Consider the following 23,958-nt stretch of genomic DNA (forward strand, 5'->3'; position numbering starts at 1 on the left):
GGTAGCGCTAACTTTCGGGATCAGGCTCACAGTTATCGCGGGGCAAGATCGCTAGATTGGCGCCATCTCATCCAGCCGGATCATTGCCATGCTGACTCAACTGCTGACCGAAGAGGTCATTTCCATCGAAACGGGAGCCCGCGACTGGCGTCATGCCATCGAGCTCGCCACCGCTCCCCTGCTGGCCAACGGCACCATAGAGCCCTCCTATGTGGCGGCGCTGTTTCGCTCCCACGAGGAGCTCGGCCCTTACTACGTGCTGGGCCCAGGCCTGGCCATGCCCCACGCCCGCCCGGAAGATGGCGTCAACCGTCTCGGCCTGGGACTGACAGTGCTGAAAACCGGAGTCAATTTCGGCTCCGAGGGCAATGACCCGATCCGGCTGCTCGTCACCCTGGCCGCCAGCGACAGCAATTCCCACGTGGAGACCATCGCCCAGCTGGCCGAGCTGTTCATGAACGAAGAGGACGTGGCGGCCATCATGACGGCCGACACCAAAGACGACATATTGCGCATTCTGGCGCGTTACTGAGCGGCGCCCTGCGCCCGACAAAGGAAGAGACGATGAAAATTCTGGTTGTATGCGGACATGGCCTGGGCACCAGCCTGATGATGGAGATGAGCATCAAGAGCATCCTCAAGGAGCTGGCAGTCACTGCCGAAGTGGATCACAGGGATCTCGCCTCCGCCGGCAGCGAAACCGCCGAGATGTTCGTGGCTACCCGCGACATCGCCGAGCAGCTCATCAGCATGGGGGTCAACGGCCGACTGGTATCCCTGGACAACATGGTCGACAAGGCCGCCATGAAAGAGAAACTCTCCATCGCCCTGCGCGAACTGGGCGCTCTCTGACCACCTGACTTCGCGGCCTGCGGGCCGCCTCTTCCATCTGATTGGAGCTGACCATGGAATTTTTCAATTTTCTGATGTTTGACGTGCTGTCCGAGCCGGCCGTGCTGGTCGGCCTGATCGCGCTCATCGGCCTGATTGCCCAGAAAAAACCCGTGACCGAGTGCATCAAGGGCACGGTCAAGACCATAATGGGTTTCGTCATCCTGGGGGCCGGTGCCACCCTGGTGGTGAACTCGCTGGGCGATTTTGCCACCATCTTCCAGCACTCCTTCGGCATCAAGGGCGTGGTTCCCAACAATGAAGCCATCGTCTCCATCGCCCAGCAGTCGTTCGGCAAGGAGATGGCGATGATCATGTTCTTCGCCATGCTGGTGAACATACTGATCGCCCGCCTCACCCCGTGGAAATTCATCTTCCTGACCGGTCACCACACCCTCTTCATGTCCATGATGGTGGCGGCGATCCTCTCCGCCGGCGGCATGAGCGGCATTCCGCTGATCGCGGTAGGCAGCCTGGTGGTCGGCGTGACCATGGTGCTGTTCCCGGCCCTCGCTCACCCCTACATGAAGCAGATCACCGGCTCGGACGAGGTGGCTCTCGGCCACTTCTCCACCATCTCCTACGTGCTGGCCGGCTGGATCGGCGCCAAGTTCGGCAACAAGGCCCACAGCAGCGAAGAGGTGCAGGTGCCCAAGAGCCTGCTGTTCCTGCGCGATACTCCTGTGGCCATCTCCTTCACCATGGGCATCATCTTCCTCATCACCTCCGCCTTTGCCGGGCCCGAGTTCGTCACCAGCGTTGCCAAGGGCAAGCACTGGTTCATGTTCTCCCTGATGCAGTCCATCACCTTCGCCGCCGGGGTCTATGTGATCCTGCAGGGGGTGCGCATGGTCATCGCCGAAATCGTGCCGGCCTTCAAGGGGATCTCCGACAAGCTGGTGCCGAACGCCAAGCCGGCGCTGGACTGCCCCATCGTCTTCCCCTACGCCCCCAACGCCGTGCTGATCGGCTTCCTGTCGAGCTTTGCCGCCGGTCTGGTGGGCATGGTGCTGCTCTACCTGCTGGGGCTCACCGTCATCATACCGGGCGTGGTACCGCACTTCTTCGTCGGCGCGGCGGCCGGGGTATTCGGCAACGCCACCGGTGGTCGCCGCGGGGCCCTGCTTGGTGCCTTCGCCAACGGCCTGCTGATCACCTTCCTGCCGGTATTTCTGCTGCCTGTGCTGGGGGATCTCGGCTTTGCCAACACCACCTTCAGCGATGCCGACTTCGGCGTGGTGGGCATACTGCTCGGCCTGATAATGCGTTGACCGACGCCTGTACGGAAAAAAAACGGAGCGCCTGGCGCTCCGTTTTTTATGGCCACTCTGGGCTCAGTCGCTTTCCAGACTGGCAAGATAGTGAGAGAGGGTTCGCGCCAGCGCGCCCTGATTGCGCAACACAACGGCGCGGGCCTGTTCGCCCATCTGGCTGCGCTCGCCCTCGTCGGCCAGCAGCTCGCTCACTTTCTCCCCCAGCGCGGCGGCATCGGCCACCAGGGCCGCGCCACCCTGAGCCACCAGCTGGCGGGTGATGTCGCTAAAATTGAAGTAGGCAGGGCCGGTCAGGCAGGGCTTGCCCAGCGCCGCCGGTTCCAGCAGGTTGTGACCGCCGACCTTCACCAGACTGCCGCCGACGAAGGCCACATCGGCCGCCGCCAGCATCAGCGGCAACTCGCCCATGGTATCGCCGAGATAGACCTTGTCCGTCTCGCGGATCGGGGCGCCGCCGGTGCGCCGCACACAGCCGTAAGGGGCGCACAGCTCGGCCACCCGATCGAAGCGCTCCGGATGACGCGGCACCAGGATCAGCAAGGCCTGGGGGTGGCGTTGCAGCACCAGGTCAAACGCCGCCAATACCTGCTCATCCTCACCCTGATGGGTACTGGCGGCGATCCAGACCGGCCTGCTCTGCCCCAGCTGCTGACGCAGGGCGTGCCCCCTGGCCTGCACTTCGTCACCCAGCTGGATATCGAACTTGATGGAACCGGTCACCGCCAGCCGCTCACGACCGACGCCGAGCCGTGCAAAACGCTCGGCATCGTCCTGATGCTGGCAAAGCAGATGGGTCAGTGGCCGGCTGAGGGTATCGAACGCCCCCTGAAAACGGGCATAGCGCTGGCAGGAGCGTTCGGAGAGACGGGCATTGATGATGGTCACCGGCAGATGGCGCGCCTCGCAGGCCGCCAGCCAGTTCGGCCACAGCTCTGTCTCCATCACCCAGAGGGCGCGAGGCTTGATGCACTTGAGAAAAGCGGCAACCGCCCAGGGGTAATCGAGGGGGGCGTAGCGATGCATCACCAAGTTGCCGAGCTTTGCTGCCTGCTCGGCGCCGGTGCGGGTGGTGGTGGTGAGCAGGATCGGCAAATCCGGCCGCTCGGCCTTGAGTGCACGGATGAAGGGACTGATGGCCAGGGTTTCACCCACGCTGACCGCATGGATCCAGAGCGGCGCCTCCTGCCCGCTGGCCGGCGTCCGTCCCAGATGCTCGGCCCAACGCGCACCAAAGCCAGGCTTGCCCTTCTTCGGCTTGTAGAGTGCCAGCAACGCCAGCGGCAAGCCCAGATGGATCAGCAGGTTGTAGAGCAGCCGATAGCCCATGTTATGTCGGCTCCGATCGCTTGCTCGCATCGGAGACAAACCGTGGCGGCTCACCCACTTGCAGCACGATCGGTTGATCTGGCGACTCGGCGCACTCCAGCCGTCGGCCTGCCTCTATGACCTGTTCCGGCATCAGCTCGATCAGGCACTTGAGGTGGCCGAACTTGCAAGTGCGCTTGAAACAGGGGCGGCACTCTATGTCGGTGTGCACTATCTCGACCCTGTCCGCCAGCGGCGGCGTGTAGAGCGGCGAGGTAGAGCCATAGACGCCGATCAACGGCCGGTTGAGGGCGGCGGCTATGTGCATCAGGCCGGAGTCATTGGAGATGACCCGCCCGGCCAGCGCCATCAGATCGATCGCCTCATACAGGTTGGTCTTGCCCGCCAGCACGTGGCAGTTGGGGCGCGACAGGGGATTGATCCGCTCGCGAATGGTGTTGGCCACAGGCACATCCTTGCCGGAGCCGAAGATCCACACCTGCCAGCCCTCATCCAGATACTTCTGCGCCACCACGGCGTAGTGCCCTTCAGGCCAGCGCTTGGACGGGCCGAACTCGGCTCCCGGACAGAGCACCAGCACGGGACGAACGCGATCCAGACCGAGTCGCTCCAGCGCCTTCCCCTGATTGATGAGATCCACATTGAGCGAGGGGTGGGGAATGGCGGGAATATCGACCCGGCTCTTCATCTGCGCCTTGGGATAGGCCAGCGCCAGATAGGCTTCCACCATCAGCGGGAAGGCGGACTTGTTGCTGCGCATGTCATTGAGCAGGCCGAAGCGGTGCTCCCCCTTCCAGCCGGTGCGCACCGGGATCCTGGCGAACCAGGGGATCAGCGCCGACTTCATGGAGTTGGGCTGGATGATGGCCTGATCGTACTTCTCGGCCGCCAGTTGCTTGCCGAGCCGACGGCGGGCCCCCAGCTTGAAGTCACCGTGGCCGAGCGGCATGGGGATAGCCTTGTCCACTTCGGGCATCCGCTCCAGCAGGGCACCGCACCAAGCTGGCGCCATCACATGCAACTCGCTGTCAGGGTGATTGGTCTTGATCGCCTTGTAGAGGCTCTGGGACATCACCATGTCGCCGACCCAGGAGGGGCCGATCACCAATATTTTCATCTCACGCTTCTCTTGGGGCCAAGCCCTGCGGTTAATCATTGCTGGGCGAGATTATGCCCCAAGAATGGCCCGAGAAATAACAGAAGATCCCCGCACCATGTGCACCTCGAATAAAAAAGAATCCGTTTGAAGCTGACGTACTCAGACCGCCGGAACCATGCTCCGCCTGCCGTTTTAGGCTAGAATGGGCGCCAATTTGAGCATGCCCCGCCAGCCGGGCGCCAACAAGAGCCTTCAACCCGTGAAAAAACCGACTCTGGCGGCCGTCCTGATCGTCAAGAACGAAGCCGACAACCTGAAAGCCTGCCTCTCCTCACTCGACGGTCTGGTGGACGAGATCGTCATTCTGGACTCCGGCAGCCAGGACGAGACCCCTGCCATCGCCGCCGAATTCGGCGCCCGTTTCTTCGTCAATACGGTGTGGCCCGGTTTCGGCCGCCAACGCCGCCTCGCCCAGTCCCATGTCCAGTCAGAGTGGGTACTGTGGCTGGATGCGGACGAGCGGCTCACCCCTGAGCTGAAAGAGGCCATCGCGACCGTCATGGCCAATCCGGCCAGCGACACCATCTACTCTATCCCGCGCCTCTCCTGGGTATTTGGCCGCTTCATCCGCCACAGCGGCTGGTATCCGGATCGGGTGCTGCGCCTCTATCCCAAGGCGCTCACCCGTTACAACGAGGTGCTGGTACACGAGAAGGTGGAGGTGCGCGCCAACATGAAGATCGTCAATATCCATGGCGACCTGCTCCACTTCACCTACCGGGATCTGGAGCACTATCTGGTGAAGTCCGCCGGCTATGCCAAGGCCTGGGCCGATCAGCGCACCGCCCGTGGCAAGAAGGGCTCCCTCGGCCAGGGACTGGTCCATGCCGTGGGCTGTTTCCTCAAGATGTACCTGCTCAAAGCCGGCTTCCTCGATGGCAAGCAGGGACTCTTGCTCGCGATCCTCTCGGCCCACTCCACTTTCGCGAAGTACGCAGATCTCTGGATCCGCCAGCAGCCGCAAGCACCAGACCAGACCGGCAGCTAATTGCGCAGCCGCTCAAGCCAGCATGACGAAACAGGGCCCGAAAGGGCCCTGTTTGCATCTGTCAGCTCTCTGTTCGCCAGAAGGGCGGTGCCCAGCGAGCTATCGCCGCCGCCATTGCCTTGGGATCGAGCTGGCTCATGTCTTCCGGATGATCGCTGTCTTCCGGCGGGCTGAACGCCAGGTGACGCCCCTCGCTGTTGAGCGGACGCCAGCGCAGCGGGGTGGCCGAGCGGTGCGCCGGGAAGAAACCTATGGTGGGCACGTCCAGCGCCGCCGCTATGTGCAAGGGACCCGTGCTGCCCGCCACAAACAGGGCCGCGTTGGCCATCACCTGACAGAACTTGGGCAGCCCCTCGTCGGAGCGATAGATCCAGCCATTGCCGCCGTGGGCCAGCAATTCTGCCGCCAGCTGCTCGGCGATCTTCTCCTCCCCCGGCCCCGCCGTCAGGATGCACTGCAATTCCGGGCATGCCTGATTGAGCTTGATGATGAGGCGCGAGTACTGCTCGATGGAGAGGTTGTTGGCCGAACCACCGCTGCCGGCGTGTACCATCAGCCAGGGGCGACTGGCATCCAGCTTCAGTCTGGTTGCAACCTGTTCGCGCACCCGCTGCAGGCTCTGGGGGTCAAAGCTGAGGTAGGGGCCCTGTGGCTCGACCACGCTTACCTGCTGGTCGGCGAGAAAGCGACGCACCAGATCCAGGTTGTACTCGTACTCCGGCTTCTGGGAGCGGGAGCGGCGCTGCACCAGACGCTGGTTGTAGAGCACCTGGGCCAGCTTGGTGGCCGGTGCCAACCGGTAGGGGATGTGCGCCTTCCACACCAGCTTGGCGTTACGGGTGTTGGAGAACAGGCAAATTGAGGCATCGAAGGCTGCCGCCTTGATGCGGGCCAGCAAGGCGCGTTGCTGTTCCTTGTCGGCTCCTGACCCCGGATCCAGGATAATCTCGTCGATCCAGGGACAGAGACGGGCCAACGGCGCCGTGTAGGCAGGAACCAGGGCAGTCACATGACAATCCATGGAACGCTTGAGCATGGCAAAACTCGGCCATGCCAGCATGAAGTCACCAATCTTGTCGTTGCGTACTACCAGAATACGTTTCATAAAAAATCCCTTTGCTCCCTGTCACCAATGCAAGGAGGCTTGATGCGCGGTGCGGGTATTCTTGCCTGATGCACAGCTATTCTCAAGCGAAGACACCAGACGATACTGATTTGGACGACCAAACCGGGCGTCTCGCGCCAAGTCCCGCACAAAACGGACATCGTCCCGGTCGCGACAAAACGTCAACAGACCCTATAATGCGACCAAATTTCCAGGTTGCAGGAATCAACAGCATGACCAACAAGGTAATTTATCCCGGCACCTTCGACCCCATCACCAACGGCCATACCGACCTGATAGGTCGTGCCGCCAGGCTGTTTGATGAAGTGGTCGTCGGGGTAGCCAACAGCCCGAGCAAGCGCCCCTTGTTCGATCTGGCAGAACGTGTCCTGCTTGCCCAGCAAGTGACGGCCCACCTGCCCAACGTCAAGGTGGTGGGCTTCTCCGGCCTCTTGGTGGACTTTGCCAAAGAGCAGCAAGCCAACGTGCTGATCCGTGGCTTGCGGGCCGTCTCCGACTTCGAATACGAATTTCAGCTGGCCAACATGAACCGCCGCCTGATGCCAGAGCTGGAGAGCGTGTTTCTCACCCCTGCCGAAGAAAACTCCTTCATCTCCTCGACCCTGGTGAAGGAGGTCGCCCTGCATGGCGGTGATATCCGCCAGTTTGTCGACCCGATCGTCGCCAAGGCGATTGCCGCCAAGCAAGGCAAGTAACAAGCAAACAGGCTACCCGAGGGTAGCCTGTTTAGTGCGGCGCACATGGGCCGCGCTCGCCATTGTCCGCACTGGCAGTCAGCCCGCCGCGCGACCCAGCACCTGCTGGCAGGAGAGCGCCAGCTCATCGAGCCATTCGTAGCGGCGCCGGTACATGGCACGCTTTTTGGAGGCAATCTCCTCCAGCGGCTTGCGCACCGCAGGCAACAGCTGCACGAAGTTGTCATCCTGATCGATGGCGCCAAATTCCTCCCACAGCTCGTCATAATCCGCCTGCAGACAGGCTTTCTTCTTCTTGCTGTAACGCTTGGCCTGGTAGATGTGCGCCTTCATCCGCACCGCCGAGATATGCTCGGCACCCATCGCCTCGGCCAGCTGCATCACCAGCATTACCACCAGCGACTTGGGCCGTAAACCATGGCCCTCCTTGGTCAGGGCTCGAACCTTGTCCTGTGCCTGTTCGACGCAGGGTTCCGGCCCCTGTACCGAGCCGATCACCAGCGACAGCTTGCCTGGGGTGCCCGCCAGCGAGAAGGCGCAGCTATAGAGGCGCTTGCCCTGTTGATCGACGATGGAGAGCGCCAGCTCGGCCTCACGACGGAAGGTACCATCGTGGCGCAGCACGATGCGACATCCACTCTGGGGATAGTGGCCAAGCTCAATGCCCTCGTCCAGATAGAGCGGGTCTATCAGCTCGGGATAACGGGCCAGCAGCAGTCGATAGTGGTTTTCCAGCATCTCGGCCCGCTGGGTCGCGGTTGAGCCGGCAAACCGATAGGGTCGCATCGGCTTGTCGAGCAGCTCGGGATAGTGGGCAGGCAGGGCCTTGAGCGGTTCGGCCTGAAACAGCTCGAACACCCGGCTCATCTGCTGCCGATAGAGCAGGCTGCGCAGCACGAACTTGGCGCGATTGAAGGTCTTGCGGGCGCTGTCATCGGGATAGAGGAAGCGGGCCATTTTTTGGGCACAATAGTGCCCCTGCCGGGATAAGTGATCCCAGTCCATTGATTTAGCTGTCATTTTATATTCTCAAACCGCCTGAACGGTCGAGATACTAGTGACAGCAGGCCAAATATTCAACAGACCGGAAATACTCTCTTACAACTTGGCTGTTTTTGGTCAAAATAACTGCGCTCAGCGCTGGCAATGAGAACAAAAAACGGTTGTACGCTGCCCCTGCTGGATGGCAGAAGCCAGCACCCGCTTGATCTCGGCCACCAGGGTTCCCAGTCGTTCGGCACTGATGTTGCCCGCCGCCCGTTTGGGGTGAATACCGGCAGCGTACAGCGCCTCATTGGCGTAGATGTTACCCACACCGACTACCACATGGTTGTCCATCAGGAAGGTCTTGATGGCAGTGCTGCGCCCCTTGGCACGCCCTTGCAGATACTCGGCGTTGAAGGCGTCGGTCAGCGGCTCCGGGCCCAGTTTGACCAGCAGGGCGTGTGCCTCCGCCGGTTCACGGGTCCACAGCAGGGCCCCAAAGCGGCGCGGGTCATTGAGTCGCAACAGCTTGCCGTTGGCGAGTTCTATATCCACGTGATCGTGTTTCTCGGCCGGCGTACCGATATTCAGTACCCGCAGACTGCCGGACATGCCCAAATGCAGGATGGCGGTGCCAAAGTCGGTCTCCAGCAGCAAATACTTGGCACGACGGCTGACCCTGTGGATGGTGAGATCCACCAGCTCCTGGATTTCGCCAGGTACCGGCCAGCGCAGCCGGCCATCCCGTACCACGACGCGGGTCACCTTGATGCCGGTGAGCCAGGGAGATATGCCCTGGCGGCTGACTTCAACTTCCGGTAATTCAGGCATGGGGCCTCCAACAAATAGGGTGGATTAAGGAGAGGGACGCAACAGGCTGCGATACTGCTCCTGACTCAGGGTGAGCCAGGTCGAGGGCGGCAACAGGGCGGCAAACTTGCCGTTGTCCTGATAGAGCCCCACTTCAATCGGATCGCTCTGACCGGCGATCCACACCTTGAGGGTGACCGGCGTGCCGCGCACAGCGTCGCCAGGGGGCAGCAACCAAGCCTGCCAAGCCTCGACATGGGCCGCCAACTGGGCACTGCTGAGCCCCAGATCCGCTCCACTGCGCCAGCCCTGGCCGATGCGCTCTATCTGCCAGCTCGGCCCCTGCCAGGTGAGAACGACTGCACTGTCCGGCAACAGGGTACGAGGCCGCTGGGCGCTGTTCTCCTGCTGGGCAACCTCCAGCCGGTGCAACAAGGTCACGACCCCCAGCACGGCCACTATGATCACGTTATTCCAGCCCTTACGGCTCAATTTCAACATGGCAAGCCTCCGTTTGAACCGGCAGTGTACTGAATTTCGACCATAAAAAAACCCGGCACTGGGCCGGGCTTTTGGGAATGCAGCCTCAAGTAATTACTTGATTTTGCCTTCCTTGTAGATCACATGCTGACGAACAACGGGATCAAACTTTTTGATCTCCATTTTTTCGGGCATGGTGCGCTTGTTCTTGGTAGTGGTATAGAAGTGACCAGTACCGGCGCTGGAGTTCAGGCGAATTTTCTCGCGAATACCTTTAGCCATGATCTAATTCCTTATACCTTAACACCGCTGGCGCGCAGTTCAGCCAGAACCACTTCAACGCCACGCTTGTCGATAATACGCATGCCTTTTGCGGATACGCGCAGGCTTACGAAGCGTTTTTCACCCTCAACCCAAAAACGGTGAGTGTGCAGGTTCGGCAGGAAACGACGCTTGGTAGCGTTGTTAGCGTGCGAACGGTTGTTACCAACTGCCGGGCGCTTGCCGGTTACTTGGCATACTCTAGACATGTCAGTCTCTCCAAATCTTACTTCATTGCTCGAGCAAATATCTGCCCCGCTGGCCTTCGATTGCGGGGCAAACAGAAGGCGGCATTTTATACAGCATCCGTGATCAAAGATCAACTAATACAGTGCCAGAGCCCAGTTACAACCAACCACGCTCTGCAAAAGAAACCGTGATGCCGTCACCGATCACCAAGTGATCCAGCACTCTGATATCGATCAAGGCCAAGGCGGCCAAGATCCGATCCGTGATCTGGCGGTCGGCCCGACTGGGCTCGGCCACGCCGGACGGGTGATTATGCGCCAGAATCACTGCGGCTGCATTATGTTTGAGCGCGATCTGCACGATTTCTCTGGGCCAGACGCTTGCAGAATCGAGGGTGCCGTAAAAAAGTTCAACGAATTGAATGACTCTGTGCTGGTTATCCAGCAACAGCAGGGCGAACACCTCCCGCGGCCGATCCCGCAGCTGGGCTTGCAGGTAATCCCGGGTCAGCTGGGGCGAGGTCAGGGCATCACCTCGTTGCAACTGCTCGGCCAGATGGCGCTTGCCCATCTCCAGCACCGCCTGCAATTGAGCATACTTGGCAGGCCCCAGTCCATGGGCATGACAGAAGGTGCCTTGATCGGCCCCGAGCAGTGCCCGCAGCGAACCAAACTGCTGCAATAGCTGACGGGAGAGATCCACCGCACTCAGGCCGTTGACGCCGGTTCGCAGGAAGATGGCCAGCAACTCAGCATCGGATAACGTCGCTGGCCCCTGCCGTAGCAGTTTCTCTCTGGGTCTCTCATCCTCAGGCCACTCCTTGATGCTCATTTGTCTCTCCCTCATCCCTGTTGAGAAAAAACATAGCAAAAAATTGCACGCCCCCGACCACAAGTCCCTCATGTCAGCCTCTGTCGTCATCCCTTGCCTGTGGTATCTTAGCCGACCAGTCAGAGTGAGCCGGAAGAGAAGCAGCAGATGAGATTGGCCGATAAACGCATCCTGTTGGGTGTCAGTGGCGGGATCGCCGCCTACAAGAGTGCCGAACTGGTACGCCGCCTGAAAGATCAGGGAGCCGAGGTAAGGGTGGTGATGACCCGCTCCGCCAAGGAGTTCATCACGCCGCTGACCCTGCAGGCGGTTTCCAGTCATCCGGTGGCCGACAGCTTGCTGGATCCGGCTGCCGAGGCGGGCATGGGCCACATAGAGCTGGCCAAGTGGGCGGATCTGGTGCTGATCGCCCCGGCGAGCGCCAACCTGATGGCCCGCATGGCCGCCGGCATGGCCGACGAGCTGCTCACCACCCTCTGCGTGGCAACCCCGGCCCCCGTGGCACTGGCTCCCGCCATGAATCAGCAGATGTATCTCAACGCCGCCACCCAGGCCAATCTCAAGACCCTGGCCAGCCGCGGCATACTGCTGTGGGGGCCGGATTCCGGCAGCCAGGCCTGTGGCGACGTAGGCCCGGGCCGGATGCTGGATCCCTTGGAACTGGTTGAGCACTGCTGCCAGCAACTGGCCGCCGAGCCGCTGCTGGCGGGCGTCAGACTGCTGCTCACCGCCGGGCCGACCCGCGAGGCACTGGATCCGGTGCGCTACATCAGCAACCACAGCTCGGGCAAAATGGGTTACGCCATCGCCCGCGCCGCCCGTGAGGCAGGGGCCGAAGTGACGCTGGTGAGCGGGCCGGTTGCCCTGCCTGCACCGAGCGGGGTGGAGCGTGTCGATGTGGAGAGCGCCGAACAGATGCATCAGGCGGTGATGAGCCGGGTCGGCGAGTGCGACCTCTTTATCGGTTGCGCGGCGGTGGCCGACTATAGGCCCGAGCAAGTTGCCAGCCAGAAGATCAAGAAGACCGGTGATAACGATCAGATGGTGCTGACCCTGGTCAAGAATCCCGACATCATAGCCGCAGTGGGGGCGTTATCAGACAAGCCCTTCACCGTCGGATTTGCCGCCGAAACCGTGGATGTGGAACAATACGCCCTCGACAAACTGCAGCGAAAACGGCTGGACATGATCGCCGCCAACGATGTGTCTCGTGCGGGCCAGGGCTTCAATGCCGATGACAACGCTCTGACCGTGTTCTGGCAAGGGGGTCAAGCCCCTCTGCCACTGGCCGATAAGCTGACGCTGGCTCGCCACCTCATCGCCCTGATTGCGCGCCACTACCGGCGCTGAGTGCAGACACATGGCACCCCGCTGGCATTGCCCATGCAGGACGCCCACACCAGCACTCGCTAAGCAACTATCAATTCATGACTGCCCGGACTGTACCGAGTATTCCGGGTGTCCACACAAGAACCCATTGAAAAACGAACGATTCATGACAACACAAATTGAGCTGAAAATTCTGGATGCCCGCATCGGCACCGAGTACCCGCTGCCCGCCTACGCCACACCGGGCTCTGCCGGTATGGACCTGCGTGCGCTGCTGGATGCGCCCATCACGCTGGCACCAGGCGACACCATTCTGGTACCGACCGGTCTGGCCATCCACATTCAGGATCCCGGCCTGTGCGCCACCATTTTGCCCCGCTCCGGCCTCGGCCATAAGCACGGCATAGTGCTGGGCAACCTGGTGGGCCTCATCGATTCCGATTACCAGGGCCAGCTGATGGTTTCGGTCTGGAATCGTGGCAACGACAGTTTCACCATGCAACCCGGTGAACGCATCGCCCAACTGGTGATAATGCCGGTGGTGCAGGCCAGCTTCCAACTGGTCGATGAGTTCAATCAGAGTGAACGGGGTGAAGGCAGTTTTGGTTCTTCTGGTCGCCAATAACAGACCACACAAGCCCCCGGGCCTGTGTCTAATAACAGAATCAAGCCATTGTTTTTTTAGGGGAATCCATGGCAAGCAGTAATCAGAAACAGAGTCGGCGCGATCAGATCCTGCAAGCACTCGCCCATATGCTGGAGACCAGCCCTGGCCAGCGTATCACCACGGCACGTCTGGCGGCCGAGGTGGGTGTCTCTGAGGCCGCCCTCTATCGACATTTTCCCAGCAAGGCGCGGATGTTCGAGGGACTGATCGACTTTATCGAGGATTCCCTGCTGTCACGGGTCAACCTGATCATGGCCGAAGAGAAGGACACCATGGCCCGCTGCCATCATATCCTTCAGCTGCTGCTGGTGTTCGCCGAGCGCAATCCCGGCATCACCCGCATCCTCAACGGCGACGCCCTGCTGGGTGAGCACGATCGACTGCGGGATCGCATCAGCATCCTGTTCGACAAGCTGGAAACCCAGATCAAGCAGGTGTTGCGGGAAAAACGGCTGCGGGAAGGTCAGGGCTTCCAGCTCGACGAGACCATGCTCGCCAATCTGCTGCTGGCCTATACCGAGGGACGCATCAGTCAGTTTGTCCGCTCCGAGTTCAAACTCAAGCCCACCGCCGGCTTCGAAGATCAGTGGCTCTTCATCCGCAGCCAACTGCTGCAAAGCTGACGCCATTCGGGTGGATACACAAAGGGAGGCCTTGGCCTCCCTTGTTTTTTATGGCAAAAAATGGAAGGGAGCTCCAGATACGACCCAAACTGTCGCATGCCAGTGTTAGATTCATGCGTCATAAACCTTTACTGCCTGACAGGACATCCTATGGAACCCGAAATCATCACAGAAGCGCAGACCTGGCTGGTCAATAATCAGGGCCTGCTGATCGAGTATGCCGTCAATATTGTGGCCGCCCTGATCACCCTGCTGGTCGGTTACATCGCCGCCAACCTTCTCAGCAATGGCGTGATCAAGGTGATGCATGCTCGCAAGCTGGATGCCACAGTGACGCATTTCGTTGGCAGCATCCTCAAGTACACCATTCTGGTGTTCGTGGTGATTGCAGCCATGGGTCGAGTCGGGGTGCAAACCGCCTCCTTCGTCGCCATTATCGGTGCCGCCGGTCTGGCCATAGGTCTGGCACTGCAAGGCTCGCTCTCCAACTTCGCCGCCGGTTTCCTGCTGATCATCTTCCGCCCCATCAAGGCCGGTGAGTTTATCGAAGTGGCGGGCACCAGTGGTGTCGTGCAGTCGGTGCAGCTATTCACTACCACCCTCACCTCGGGTGACAACAAGATGGTAGTGGTACCCAACTCCGCCATCCTCAACGGCACCATAGTCAACTACTCGCGCATGGACACCCGCCGCGTCGACATGACCTTCGGTATCGGCTACGGTTCGGATCTGCGCAAGGCCAAACAGCTCCTCGAGCGCCTGGTGAATGAAGAGCCGCGCATCCTGAAGGAACAGGCAGCCACCATAGCCGTTGCCGCCCTGGCCGACTCATCGGTCAATATCGTAGTGCGTCCCTGGGTCAAGACTGCCGATTACTGGGGCGTCTGGTTCGACTTCCACGAAAAGGTGAAGCTGACCTTCGATGCCGAAGGCATCGAGATCCCCTTCCCGCAGATGGTCATGCACATGCAAAAGCCTCAGGCCTGATACCTGCGCAGACGATCACGACAATGCCAGCCCCGGGGCTGGCATTGTCGTTTCTGAAACCCAGATCATGCGGCAAGGCATAAAGATTCGACCCGCAGCCCACCTTGCACCATGGGGTCGAAAACCTGTCAATCCGGGCAGCCAGGTTGGCTTGCCCCTCTTCATACCAGTCGACGAGCGACCCGGTTGAGCAGTGGCTGCACCAGCGCATAGCCCCCCAGCACGGCCCCGATCACGGCCAACACCCGAATCTCGAGAGTCGGCGCGGCGGCGGTCAGCGCCAGGGTCAGCAGGCCGATGAGACCGGTGGCGATCAGGCTCAGGGCAAACAGGGATAAAGCATGTTTCATATCGATCTCCTCATTCCAGACAGTGGCCATCCCTGGGAGATCTCGTCCATTCGGTGCACATACTAGCCAACGCCCAACCCCGACAAGTTGCGTTTGCTCATAAAACGAGCCGAAAAACGGCTGTCAGATACCCCTTTAGCTGTAATACAAACTTGCCAAGCTGGCAGCCATAGATGAAAGCCTTTTCAACCCGGGCAAGCCGGGTGAAGTATGAGCAAACTCAAGATCCCCTGGCCATGAGTGACTCATAATCGCAGCGTTTTGGTTGTAAACTCCTTCGATGGCAGACAATTGGTAAAGCTCTGTTACACGGGCTGCACCATGGGCTCGGTATAATGGGCCCGGTATAGTGCTCGAATAATAAGGTTTGGCGGGAGCCTTGCCTGCAAGGTTCAAACACAACTTGGAAGATCGGTAATCCTATGAAAAATATCAATCCAACCCAGACCCAGGCCTGGCAGGCGCTGGAAGCCCATTTTGCAGCTAACAAAGAGACTCGACTCAAGGATCTGTTCGCGCAGGACCCGCAGCGCTTCGACAAGTTCTCCCTCACCTTTGGCGGCGACATTCTGGTCGACTACTCCAAGAACCTGATCACCGAGGAAACCCTCAAGTTGCTGGTTGATCTGGCCAAAGAGACCGATCTTCGCAGCGCGATCGATGCCATGTTCAACGGCGACAAGATCAACATGACCGAAGGGCGCTCAGTACTGCACGTGGCCCTGCGCAACCGCTCCGACCGCCCCATCGAGTGCGACGGCAAGGATGTGATGCCGGAAGTGAACGCAGTGCTGGCCAAGATGAAGAGCTTCTGCGAGAAAATCATCTCCGGCGAGTGGAAAGGCTACACTGGCAAAGCGATCCAGCATGTGGTCAACATAGGTATCGGTGGTTCAGACCTGGGCCCGGTAATGATCACAGAGGCGCTGCGCCCCTACAAAAATCACCTGCAGATGCACTTCGTCTCCAACGTCGATGGCACCCACATCGCCGAGACTCTCAAAGAGATTGATGCGGAAACCACCCTGTTCCTGGTGGCCTCCAAGACCTTCACCACTCAGGAGACCATGACCAACGCCCTGACCGCCCGCGACTGGTTCATCAAGATCGCCGGTGACAAGGCCCACGTTGCCAAGCACTTCGCCGCCCTCTCCACCAACGGCAAGGCCGTGGCCGAGTTCGGTATCGACACCGACAACATGTTCGAGTTCTGGGACTGGGTTGGCGGCCGCTACTCCTCTTGGTCTGCCATCGGCATGCCTATCGCCCTGTCTGTCGGTTTCGAGCACTTCGAAGCCCTGCTGCAAGGCGCCTTCGAGATGGATATGCACTTCGCCACTGCCTCCTATGAGCAGAACGTGCCGGTGCTGCTGGCGCTGATTGGCCTGTGGTACAACAACTTCCATGGTGCCGAGTCCGAAGCCATTCTGCCGTACGATCAGTACATGCACCGCTTCCCTGCCTACTTCCAGCAGGGCAACATGGAATCCAACGGCAAGTATGTGGATCGCAACGGCAAGCCGGTTGACTACCAGACTGGCCCCATCATCTGGGGTGAGCCGGGCACCAACGGCCAGCACGCCTTCTACCAGCTGATCCACCAGGGCACCAAGCTGATCCCCTGTGACTTCCTGGCACCAGCCATCAGCCACAACCCGATCGGTGACCACCATCCGAAACTGCTGGCCAACTTCTTCGCCCAGACCGAGGCACTGGCCTTCGGCAAGAGCAAAGAACAGGTCGAAGCCGAGTTCCTTGCTGCTGGCAAAACCCTGGAGCAGGTCAAGGATCTGGTGCCGTTCAAGGTGTTCGAAGGCAACCGCCCGACCAACAGCATACTGTTCAAGAGCCTGACCCCGAAGACGCTTGGCTCTTTGATTGCCATGTACGAGCACAAGATCTTCGTACAGGGCGCAATCTGGAACATCTTCAGCTTCGACCAGTGGGGCGTAGAGCTGGGCAAACAGCTGGCCAACAAGATCCTGCCGGAGCTCAACACTGCCGATGCTGTCACCAGCCACGACTGCTCCACCAACGGTCTGATCAATACCTGGAAAGCATGGAAAGCCTGATTTAGCCGGCCTTTCCGCATGCAAAAGCCCCGCTCGATGAGCGGGGCTTTTTTTGTGGCCGGGTTTTCTGGCTGGCCAGTCGGGTGTCCAGCCCGACCGGCGACGGGGATCGTCACCCCCGCCCCTTCATCATCCTGCCCGATGCCGGCTTAACCGCCGACGGCGATGCGTTTCATGTCCTTCATGTAACCACGCAGTACCTGCCAATCTTCACGCATCAGGCATGGTTGCGGGTCATACCTGATTAACCGCCAACGGCGATACGCTTCATGTCTTTCATATAACCACGCAGTACCTGACCGATCGCTTCGATGGGGTGGTTGCGGGTCGCTTCGTTGGCCGCCAGCAGCGCCAGGTTGTCAACGCTCTGCCCTTCCGCCTTGCTTGCACCCAGATCGCCGGCCTTCAGGGTCGGCATGAAGTGCTCACGCAGCAAGGGCACGGCGGCGTTGGCGAACAGGTAGTTGCCGTACTCGGCGGTATCCGAGATGACCACGTTCATCTCATACAGACGCTTGCGAGCGACTGTGTTGGCGATCAGCGGCAGCTCGTGCAGGGATTCGTAGTAGGCGGACTCCTCGTAGATGCCGGAAGCCACCATGGTCTCGAACGCCAGCTCGACACCCGCCTTGACCATGGCCACCATCACAACGCCATTGTCGAAATACTCCTGCTCGGCAATCTTGCCCGCGAACGCCGGGGCGTTTTCGAAGGCGGACTTGCCGGTCTCTTCGCGCCAGCCGAACAGCTTGGCATCGTCTTCGGCCCAGTCGGCCATCATGCCGCGGGAGAACTCACCGGCGATGATGTCATCCATGTGCTTCTCGAACAGCGGGCGCATCAGGGTGCGCAGTTGCTCGGACAGCTCGAAGGCACGCAGTTTGGCCGGATTGGAGAGGCGGTCCATCATCAGGCTGATGCCACCCTGCTTCAGGGCTTCAGTGATGGTCTCCCAACCGAACTGGATCAGCTTGCCGGCGTAGGCCGGGTCTGTCCCTTCGGCAACCAGCTTGTCATAACAGAGTAGAGAACCTGCCTGCAGCATGCCGCAGAGGATGGTCTGCTCGCCCATCAGGTCGGATTTCACTTCCGCCACGAAGGAGGATTCCAGTACGCCGGCACGGTCGCCGCCGGTGGCAGAGGCCCACGCCTTGGCGATGGCCATACCTTCACCCTTGGGATCGTTCTCCGGGTGGACTGCGAGCAGGGTCGGCACACCGAAGCCGCGCTTGTACTCTTCACGCACCTCGGTGCCCGGGCACTTGGGCGCAACCATGACGACAGTGATGTCGGCGCGGATCTGCTGACCCTCTTCCACCACGTTGAAGCCGTGGGAATAGCCCAAGGCGGCGCCCTGTTTCATCAGCGGCATCACGGTTTTCACCACGTCGGAATGCTGCTTGTCCGGGGTCAGGTTCAGCACCAGATCGGCGGTCGGGATCAGCTCTTCATAGGTGCCAACCGCGAAGCCGTTGTCGGTGGCCTTCTGCCAGGAGGCGCGCTTCTCGGTGATGGCAGCCTTGCGCAGGGCGTAGGAGATATCCAGCCCGGAGTCGCGCATATTCAGACCCTGGTTCAGACCCTGGGCACCACAGCCCACAATCACCACCTTCTTGCCCTTCAGCACGTTGCAACCGTCGGCGAATTCCGCTCGCTGCATGAAACGACACTTGCCCAGTTGGGCCAACTGCTGACGCAGGTTCAAGGTGTTGAAATAGTTAGCCATGGTGATTGCTCCGTTCGATTGATTCCATGCCGGGTTGTGGCGTTGTCTGAACCACTATAGCGCGGGACACTCATTGCCTGAACTGATATATTCGAAACAGTATGTTGCAGGAATTGAAAGATGATTCTTCGCAATCTCAAGCTGTTTCTCCCCCACGTCAGCAAACGCGCCGCCGCAGGAATAGAAAGATGGACCTTCGCAATCTCGAGCTGTTTCTCCACCTCGCCGACTCCCTTCACTTTGGCAAGAGTGCCGATGCCATGGCGGTCAGCCCCTCCACCCTCAGCCGCGCCATTCAGCGACTGGAGCAGGAGACCGGCTGCGTGCTGTTCGAGCGGGACAACCGCAGCGTGCGACTCACCTCGGCGGGTGAGAAACTGCGGGAGTTTGGCGGCAGCCTGTTGCAGGAGTGGCGCCAGCTCAAGCAGGAGCTCAAACGCAGCGACGAACCGCTGCAGGGGAGGCTGCGGGTGTTCTGCTCGGTCACCGCCAGCTACTTTCTGCTGCCAGAGGTGCTGGAGCGCTTCCGCCGCCGCTACCCCCAGCTGGAGATCAAGCTGGAGACCGGCGACCCAGCGCTGGCGGTGGACAAGATACTGGCCGATGAGGCCGATCTCGCCATCGCCGCGCGGCCGGATGCGCTCTCCGCCAAGCTGGAATTTGCCAGCCTGCAGCAGGTGCCGCTGGTATTCATTGCCCCCCGTACCGCACCGCAACAGAGCCAGTGGTTCTTGCAGGGTGAGCCGGACTGGGAGCGGCTGCCGCTGATCCTCTCCGAACAGGGTCTGGCACGAAAGCGCTGTGACCAGTGGTTTCGCAACAAGGGAATTGCCCCCAATATCTATGCCGAGGTGGCGGGCAACGAGGGCATAGTCGCCATGGTGGCACTCGGTTTTGGCGTCGGGCTGGTGCCTGCCGCCGTGATCGATCACAGCCCCATGGGGGAGAAGGTACGCATCGTCGAGCCCAGACCTGCGCTCAAGCCATTCGACGTCGGTATCGCAGTACTCAAGAAGCGGCTGGAAGAGCCTCTTATCCGCGCCTTCTGGGATACGGCGCGCGGCCAGGGTTCACTGCGCTGACGGGGTGGCAGTGACCGGCGCATAGATTAGCGAGGGGTCAGCCATCATGTTGCGGCTCCTGGCGGGCAGATCCGGATTATGCAGCTCAAGCATGACCCGCTCGTCCAGCTTCAACCGACGAATCGTGCTGCCAAACTCCTCTTCAAAGATCTGATCAAAGGCACCGGACTGGCGAGCCCGCTGCAGCCCGAGCTCGATGCGCTGTGCCAGTTCGGGATATTGGGGGGAAACAAAGAACAGCAGCGCCAGCGGATAACGGAACACCAGATGGGGCTCGATTGCGAGCTCCGGATGCTGCTTTAGTTCATCCTCTATCTCGATGACGGAACGCAGAAAGCAGTCAAAACGCCGCTTGCTCAGCATGTTGAACAGCGCCTCGTAGAGATTGCCCACCGTTACCTTGAGGCCGTTGGCCTTGAGCAGGCGGGTATCGGGCCAGGATCTGTGCTGACCGATGGTGAGTCCGGCGCTATGCCAGTCCGCCAGCGACCCTATGCCGCTAAAGCGCCCCTCATCCCCCGGCCGGATGAGGCAGACCCGCCAGCCCAGCAACCCCTTCGCCAACGGAATATGGACCGCCAGCAGGGAACGCTCCCGCTCTTCATCAGGGGCAAAAACTCCTATCTGTACCAGGGCGCCCTCCTGTAACGCCTTGACTGCCCGCCCCTGCTCCATTGGCGGACTCGCAATCAGCTGATAGGGACCATATTCAGGCACTGTGAGATCGAGCGACAACCGCAGCAAGCCCGCCACAGCCGGATTGGGGTGCTCCAACAGCAGGTTCCAGGCCCGAATGTGCGACTCGGCAGCCAGGACACTCCCCGCAAACAGTGTGATGCACCACAGCCAAATCCTGAGCATTGCGCCTCGTACCTCTGATCTTGATGCACTCACTATAACGCTTGAGCGCCCAGTTCTGATGCATGGACCCACAGATGTGTGAGCGACTTGGTGTCAAATCTGACAATGGTCAGAGCAAGATCCAGATCACAGACTAGGCTCGGTGTTCAACCTGAATGGAAAAAGCCTCGCTATGATGCGTCACCTGATCGAAATCAACAGCTCACAGCTGTTTGAAGAGTACCTGCAGAGTCTGGGAGTGCCACAAACCTTGCTGGATCACGAACAGGATATCTATCTGCAAGAGCGCCCGCTGGCGGCAGTGCGCCAAATTCAGGGCAAGATGAAGTTTTATCTGCGAGCCAGCGCCCTGACCAAACAGTGATCCGCAACCGGTCACAGAACAGGCAATCAAAGCGTATTACACTGGCACCATCCGTCACCCTCGCCTCCGGGGGTCGCCATGAGGAGTGCCCATGAAACCAAGCGGCCTGGATCGGCTCTTCAAACCCCAGTCAATCGCCGTCATCGGTGCCTCAACCGACCCGCAGAAAGCGGGTCACGTGGTGATCAGACACCTGCTTGCGGGTCAGTTCAAAGGCCCCATACTGCCGGTCAGCCCCCATAACAAAGCCATCGCCGGAGTGCTGGCTTATCCCGACATTGCCAGCCTGCCACTCTCCCCCGATCTCGCCATCATCTGCACCAAACGCGAACGGGTACTGTCGCTCATCGAAGCGCTCGGCAAAAAAGGGGCCGGGGCCGCCATCATACTGGCCGCCGATTTTTCGCAGGAAGAGAGGGAACAGTTGCAGCGCCTGAGCAGCCAATATGACATTCGCCTGCTTGGCCCCAACAGCATGGGCATGTTGCTGCCAGCGCAGGGCATCAACGCCAGCTTCTCCCCCATCGCCGCCAAACCTGGGCAGGTTGCCTTTGTCTCCCAGTCAGCGGCCGTCAGCACGACCATACTGGATTGGGCCAAACAGCATGAGCTGGGCTTTTCCGCCTTTATCTCCCTCGGCGACCACTGTGACATCGACTTCGGCCAACTGCTGGATCAGCTCTCTCGCGACGGCACCACTCGCGCCATCCTGCTTTATATGGACAAGTTGCACGACGCCCGCCACTTCCTCTCGGCAGCGCGGGCGGCTTCGCGCAACAAGCCAATACTGGTGCTCAAGAGCGGTCGCCACGATCCGGCCAAGGGGCTGGACAACGTCTACGATGCCGCCATCCGGCGAGCAGGCATGCTGCGGGTACGAGATACCCACGAGCTGTTTGCCGCGGTCGAAACCCTGAGCCATTCGCTGACCCTCAAGGGAGAACGGCTGGCCATCATCTCCAACGGCCGCGGACTGGCCAACATGGCGGTCGATGTGCTGCTTGAGCGGGGCGGAAAACTGGCCATGCCGCCAAAAGACATAGGTAGTGATGCCGATATCACCGCCTATCAGCAGGCACTCGATACCTTGCTACAAGGGAATGAAGCAGATGCCATCCTGCTCATTCATGCGCCTTCCCTCACAGCACGCGGGGCCGAATTGGCACGCAGTCTGATCGATTACCTCAGGCAGCATCCCAGAGCCAGGCGCTTCAATATCCTGACCAACTGGGCCGGGGAATACTCGGCACAGGAAGGACGCAAGCTCTTCACCGAGGCGGGCATTCCGACCTATCGCACGCCCGAAAGTGCAGTGGCCGCCTTCATGCATATGGTGGAATACCGTCGCAACCAGAAGCAGCTGATGGAAACACCCGCGTCCCTGCAGGGGGACAAGCTCAACGTCGAACTCTGCCAACAACTGATCCGGCAGGCTCTGGAACGCAAGCAACTCACCCTCGATACCCATCTGGTGCAACCCATACTGCAAGCTGCCGGGCTCGCGACCCTACCGACCTGGATTGTCTCCGACGCCATCGAAGCCACCCTGACGGCTGAACAGATCGGCTATCCGGTAGCGGTCAAATTGCGCTCGCCGGATATTGCCCACAAGTCTGCGGTGCACGGCGTCATGCTCAACCTGCGCACTTCTGCCGAGGTCGCTCAGGCGGCAGATGCCATTCTGGATCGGGTCAGACAGCACGATGCGGGGGCCCGCATCGAAGGCTTGCTGGTGCAACGCATGGCACGCCGCAGCGGCGGGCTGGAACTGAGGATCCGCCTGCAACAGGATCCCGTCTTCGGTCCTGTCATCCTGCTCGGCGAGTCGGGAGCAGAACCCCAGGAGATGGTCGCCGCACTCCCGCCACTGAACCAGGCTCTCGCACGCTACCAGGTCATCGGTGCTCTCAAGAGCCGCAAGATCCGCGAGCAGGCCACCCCCGAAAGACTCGATATCGATGCGCTTGGTCAGGTGTTATGCCAGCTGTCAGAACTGCTGCTGGCGTTTCCCGAGATCCAGGAGCTGGACCTGCATCCATTGCAAGCATGCGGGGCCGAGATGGTGATCCTGGATGCCAGCCTGACACTGATGCCAATAACGCAGCAGCGTTGCCCCCTGGCGATACGCCCCTATCCCACCGAGCTGGAAGAGGGGGCCTGGCTCAAGGACCAGAGCCATGTGCTGCTTCGCCCGATCCGGCCGGAGGATGAACCCGCTCACAAGCAATTTGTACTCAAGGTCTCCGATGAAGACAGGTACAAGCGCTTCTTTGCTGACGTGGGAGAACTGGGCCACGAGGAGCTCGCTCGCATGACCCAGATTGACTACGACCGGGAGATGGCCTTCGTCGCGGTAGGACAGGATGGCGCCTTCAACCAGCAAATCCTGGGGGTGGTGCGAGCCATTTCAAACCCGGATCAGTCCGATGCGGAGTTTGCCATTCTGGTGCGATCCGACCTAAAGGGGTTGGGGCTCGGCAAGTTGATGATGGAGAAAATCGTACGTTACGCCAGAGAGAGAGGGATTGGCCAGCTATCCGGCATGACCATGCCCAGCAATCGCGGCATGATCAATCTGGCCAAGCGTCTTGGTTTCAAGATCGATATCCAGCTGGAAGATGGGGTGGTCAATATGGAGTTGCCCTGTGCGGAGAGAGCCTAAGGGGCATAGCGCAGAGGACACCGCAGGAATGATAAATTTCAGGCAATAAAAAACCCCGCTCGATGAGCGGGGTTTTTCGTGTTGGGTGCCTGGCAGTGTCCTACTCTCGCATGGCGAATGCCACACTACCATCGGCGCTACCGCGTTTCACTTCTGAGTTC

The 23,958-nt window shown here is 60.2% G+C and carries 24 protein-coding genes and 1 pseudogene; 13 read left to right on the top strand and 12 right to left on the bottom strand.

The window, feature by feature from the left end; genetic code table 11:
• Positions 1 to 88 precede the first annotated feature (88 nt).
• Genes GWQ29_RS20660 through GWQ29_RS20670 form a run of 3 tightly spaced genes read left to right on the top strand, consistent with a single transcriptional unit; the run spans position 89 to position 2,162 of the window.
• Positions 89 to 532, top strand: coding sequence for a PTS sugar transporter subunit IIA (locus tag GWQ29_RS20660; RefSeq protein WP_275920220.1), 444 nt, complete (start codon positions 89 to 91; stop codon positions 530 to 532).
• A 32-nt stretch (positions 533 to 564) separates the two neighbouring features.
• Positions 565 to 852 carry a PTS sugar transporter subunit IIB gene (locus tag GWQ29_RS20665; protein ID WP_005321257.1) on the top strand — a complete coding sequence of 96 codons (288 nt, stop codon included), beginning with the start codon at positions 565 to 567 and terminating at the stop codon, positions 850 to 852.
• Between the two features lie 53 nt (positions 853 to 905).
• Positions 906 to 2,162, top strand: coding sequence for a PTS ascorbate transporter subunit IIC (locus GWQ29_RS20670; RefSeq protein WP_275920221.1), 1,257 nt, complete (start codon positions 906 to 908; stop codon positions 2,160 to 2,162).
• 63 nt (positions 2,163 to 2,225) lie between these two features.
• On the opposite strand, the gene waaA is transcribed toward GWQ29_RS20670, so the two are convergent.
• Together waaA and waaF are read right to left on the bottom strand one after the other, a co-directional pair.
• Entirely contained in the window at positions 2,226 to 3,491 is a 1,266-nt protein-coding gene (waaA, locus tag GWQ29_RS20675) for a lipid IV(A) 3-deoxy-D-manno-octulosonic acid transferase (protein ID WP_275920222.1), read from the bottom strand.
• A gap of 1 nt (position 3,492) precedes the next feature.
• Positions 3,493 to 4,608 (bottom strand): lipopolysaccharide heptosyltransferase II, encoded by a 1,116-nt coding sequence (gene waaF, locus GWQ29_RS20680; RefSeq protein ID WP_275910150.1) that lies wholly within the window; start codon positions 4,606 to 4,608, stop codon positions 3,493 to 3,495.
• Between the two features lie 241 nt (positions 4,609 to 4,849).
• Here waaF and GWQ29_RS20685 point away from each other — a divergent pair, with 241 nt between their 5' ends.
• Positions 4,850 to 5,638 carry a glycosyltransferase family 2 protein gene (locus tag GWQ29_RS20685; RefSeq protein WP_271773990.1) on the top strand — a complete coding sequence of 263 codons (789 nt, stop codon included), beginning with the start codon at positions 4,850 to 4,852 and terminating at the stop codon, positions 5,636 to 5,638.
• A 61-nt stretch (positions 5,639 to 5,699) separates the two neighbouring features.
• Here GWQ29_RS20685 and GWQ29_RS20690 read toward each other — a convergent pair whose 3' ends face one another.
• Positions 5,700 to 6,743: a glycosyltransferase family 9 protein gene (locus GWQ29_RS20690; RefSeq protein WP_265463184.1), complete on the bottom strand. Its 1,044-nt coding sequence runs from the start codon at positions 6,741 to 6,743 to the stop codon at positions 5,700 to 5,702.
• Between the two features lie 233 nt (positions 6,744 to 6,976).
• On the opposite strand from GWQ29_RS20690, the gene coaD reads away from it, so the two are divergent.
• Positions 6,977 to 7,459, top strand: a complete 483-nt coding sequence (gene coaD / locus GWQ29_RS20695; protein WP_043555919.1) for a pantetheine-phosphate adenylyltransferase — start codon at positions 6,977 to 6,979, stop codon at positions 7,457 to 7,459.
• Between the two features lie 78 nt (positions 7,460 to 7,537).
• Here coaD and GWQ29_RS20700 read toward each other — a convergent pair whose 3' ends face one another.
• From GWQ29_RS20700 to radC, 6 genes and pseudogenes are all read right to left on the bottom strand, one after another.
• Positions 7,538 to 8,416 (bottom strand): VirK/YbjX family protein, encoded by an 879-nt coding sequence (locus GWQ29_RS20700; RefSeq protein ID WP_081045713.1) that lies wholly within the window; start codon positions 8,414 to 8,416, stop codon positions 7,538 to 7,540.
• 216 nt (positions 8,417 to 8,632) lie between these two features.
• Positions 8,633 to 9,274, bottom strand: a pseudogene (gene mutM / locus GWQ29_RS20705) (bifunctional DNA-formamidopyrimidine glycosylase/DNA-(apurinic or apyrimidinic site) lyase); the annotation flags it as partial.
• A 24-nt stretch (positions 9,275 to 9,298) separates the two neighbouring features.
• Entirely contained in the window at positions 9,299 to 9,754 is a 456-nt protein-coding gene (locus GWQ29_RS20710) for a hypothetical protein (protein ID WP_275920224.1), read from the bottom strand.
• A gap of 93 nt (positions 9,755 to 9,847) precedes the next feature.
• Positions 9,848 to 10,015, bottom strand: a complete 168-nt coding sequence (gene rpmG / locus GWQ29_RS20715) for a 50S ribosomal protein L33 (RefSeq protein ID WP_005307500.1) — start codon at positions 10,013 to 10,015, stop codon at positions 9,848 to 9,850.
• 11 nt (positions 10,016 to 10,026) lie between these two features.
• Entirely contained in the window at positions 10,027 to 10,263 is a 237-nt protein-coding gene (gene rpmB, locus GWQ29_RS20720) for a 50S ribosomal protein L28 (protein ID WP_005321271.1), read from the bottom strand.
• Between the two features lie 136 nt (positions 10,264 to 10,399).
• Positions 10,400 to 11,074 (bottom strand): DNA repair protein RadC, encoded by a 675-nt coding sequence (radC, locus tag GWQ29_RS20725; RefSeq protein WP_125601175.1) that lies wholly within the window; start codon positions 11,072 to 11,074, stop codon positions 10,400 to 10,402.
• Between the two features lie 147 nt (positions 11,075 to 11,221).
• Here radC and coaBC point away from each other — a divergent pair, with 147 nt between their 5' ends.
• The 4 genes from coaBC to mscS all read left to right on the top strand — a co-directional run bounded on the left by coaBC (position 11,222) and on the right by mscS (position 14,680).
• Positions 11,222 to 12,424, top strand: a complete 1,203-nt coding sequence (gene coaBC, locus GWQ29_RS20730) for a bifunctional phosphopantothenoylcysteine decarboxylase/phosphopantothenate--cysteine ligase CoaBC (RefSeq protein WP_275920225.1) — start codon at positions 11,222 to 11,224, stop codon at positions 12,422 to 12,424.
• A 145-nt stretch (positions 12,425 to 12,569) separates the two neighbouring features.
• Complete coding sequence (gene dut, locus GWQ29_RS20735; protein ID WP_275920226.1) at positions 12,570 to 13,028, top strand: dUTP diphosphatase; 459 nt, start codon at positions 12,570 to 12,572, stop codon at positions 13,026 to 13,028.
• Between the two features lie 68 nt (positions 13,029 to 13,096).
• Positions 13,097 to 13,693, top strand: a complete 597-nt coding sequence (gene slmA / locus GWQ29_RS20740) for a nucleoid occlusion factor SlmA (protein WP_005321293.1) — start codon at positions 13,097 to 13,099, stop codon at positions 13,691 to 13,693.
• Between the two features lie 150 nt (positions 13,694 to 13,843).
• A complete protein-coding gene (mscS, locus tag GWQ29_RS20745; protein ID WP_275920227.1) occupies positions 13,844 to 14,680 on the top strand; it encodes a small-conductance mechanosensitive channel MscS in 837 nt (278 codons plus the stop codon).
• A gap of 161 nt (positions 14,681 to 14,841) precedes the next feature.
• Here mscS and GWQ29_RS20750 read toward each other — a convergent pair whose 3' ends face one another.
• The gene (locus GWQ29_RS20750) at positions 14,842 to 15,030 is read right to left on the bottom strand and encodes a holin (protein WP_275920228.1); all 189 of its coding nucleotides are present in this window, start codon (positions 15,028 to 15,030) and stop codon (positions 14,842 to 14,844) included.
• Between the two features lie 422 nt (positions 15,031 to 15,452).
• Here GWQ29_RS20750 and pgi point away from each other — a divergent pair, with 422 nt between their 5' ends.
• Positions 15,453 to 17,102 carry a glucose-6-phosphate isomerase gene (pgi, locus tag GWQ29_RS20755; RefSeq protein WP_275920229.1) on the top strand — a complete coding sequence of 550 codons (1,650 nt, stop codon included), beginning with the start codon at positions 15,453 to 15,455 and terminating at the stop codon, positions 17,100 to 17,102.
• A 244-nt stretch (positions 17,103 to 17,346) separates the two neighbouring features.
• On the opposite strand, the gene ilvC is transcribed toward pgi, so the two are convergent.
• Positions 17,347 to 18,828 carry a ketol-acid reductoisomerase gene (ilvC, locus tag GWQ29_RS20760; protein ID WP_275920230.1) on the bottom strand — a complete coding sequence of 494 codons (1,482 nt, stop codon included), beginning with the start codon at positions 18,826 to 18,828 and terminating at the stop codon, positions 17,347 to 17,349.
• A 188-nt stretch (positions 18,829 to 19,016) separates the two neighbouring features.
• On the opposite strand from ilvC, the gene ilvY reads away from it, so the two are divergent.
• Positions 19,017 to 19,910 carry an HTH-type transcriptional activator IlvY gene (gene ilvY, locus GWQ29_RS20765; RefSeq protein WP_005321302.1) on the top strand — a complete coding sequence of 298 codons (894 nt, stop codon included), beginning with the start codon at positions 19,017 to 19,019 and terminating at the stop codon, positions 19,908 to 19,910.
• On the opposite strand, the gene GWQ29_RS20770 is transcribed toward ilvY, so the two are convergent.
• The gene (locus GWQ29_RS20770; protein WP_275910156.1) at positions 19,899 to 20,771 is read right to left on the bottom strand and encodes a transporter substrate-binding domain-containing protein; all 873 of its coding nucleotides are present in this window, start codon (positions 20,769 to 20,771) and stop codon (positions 19,899 to 19,901) included. The two genes, ilvY and GWQ29_RS20770, sit on opposite strands and share 12 nt — an antisense overlap.
• Positions 20,772 to 20,943: 172 nt before the next feature.
• On the opposite strand from GWQ29_RS20770, the gene GWQ29_RS20775 reads away from it, so the two are divergent.
• On the top strand, positions 20,944 to 21,135 hold the full coding sequence (locus tag GWQ29_RS20775; protein WP_021140974.1) for a hypothetical protein: 192 nt from the start codon (positions 20,944 to 20,946) through the stop codon (positions 21,133 to 21,135).
• A 91-nt stretch (positions 21,136 to 21,226) separates the two neighbouring features.
• On the top strand, positions 21,227 to 23,797 hold the full coding sequence (locus tag GWQ29_RS20780) for a bifunctional acetate--CoA ligase family protein/GNAT family N-acetyltransferase (RefSeq protein WP_275910157.1): 2,571 nt from the start codon (positions 21,227 to 21,229) through the stop codon (positions 23,795 to 23,797).
• Positions 23,798 to 23,958: the final 161 nt, after the last annotated feature.

It is taken from the genome of Aeromonas sp. 2HA2 (assembly GCF_029237345.1).
GTDB lineage: Bacteria > Pseudomonadota > Gammaproteobacteria > Enterobacterales > Aeromonadaceae > Aeromonas > Aeromonas salmonicida.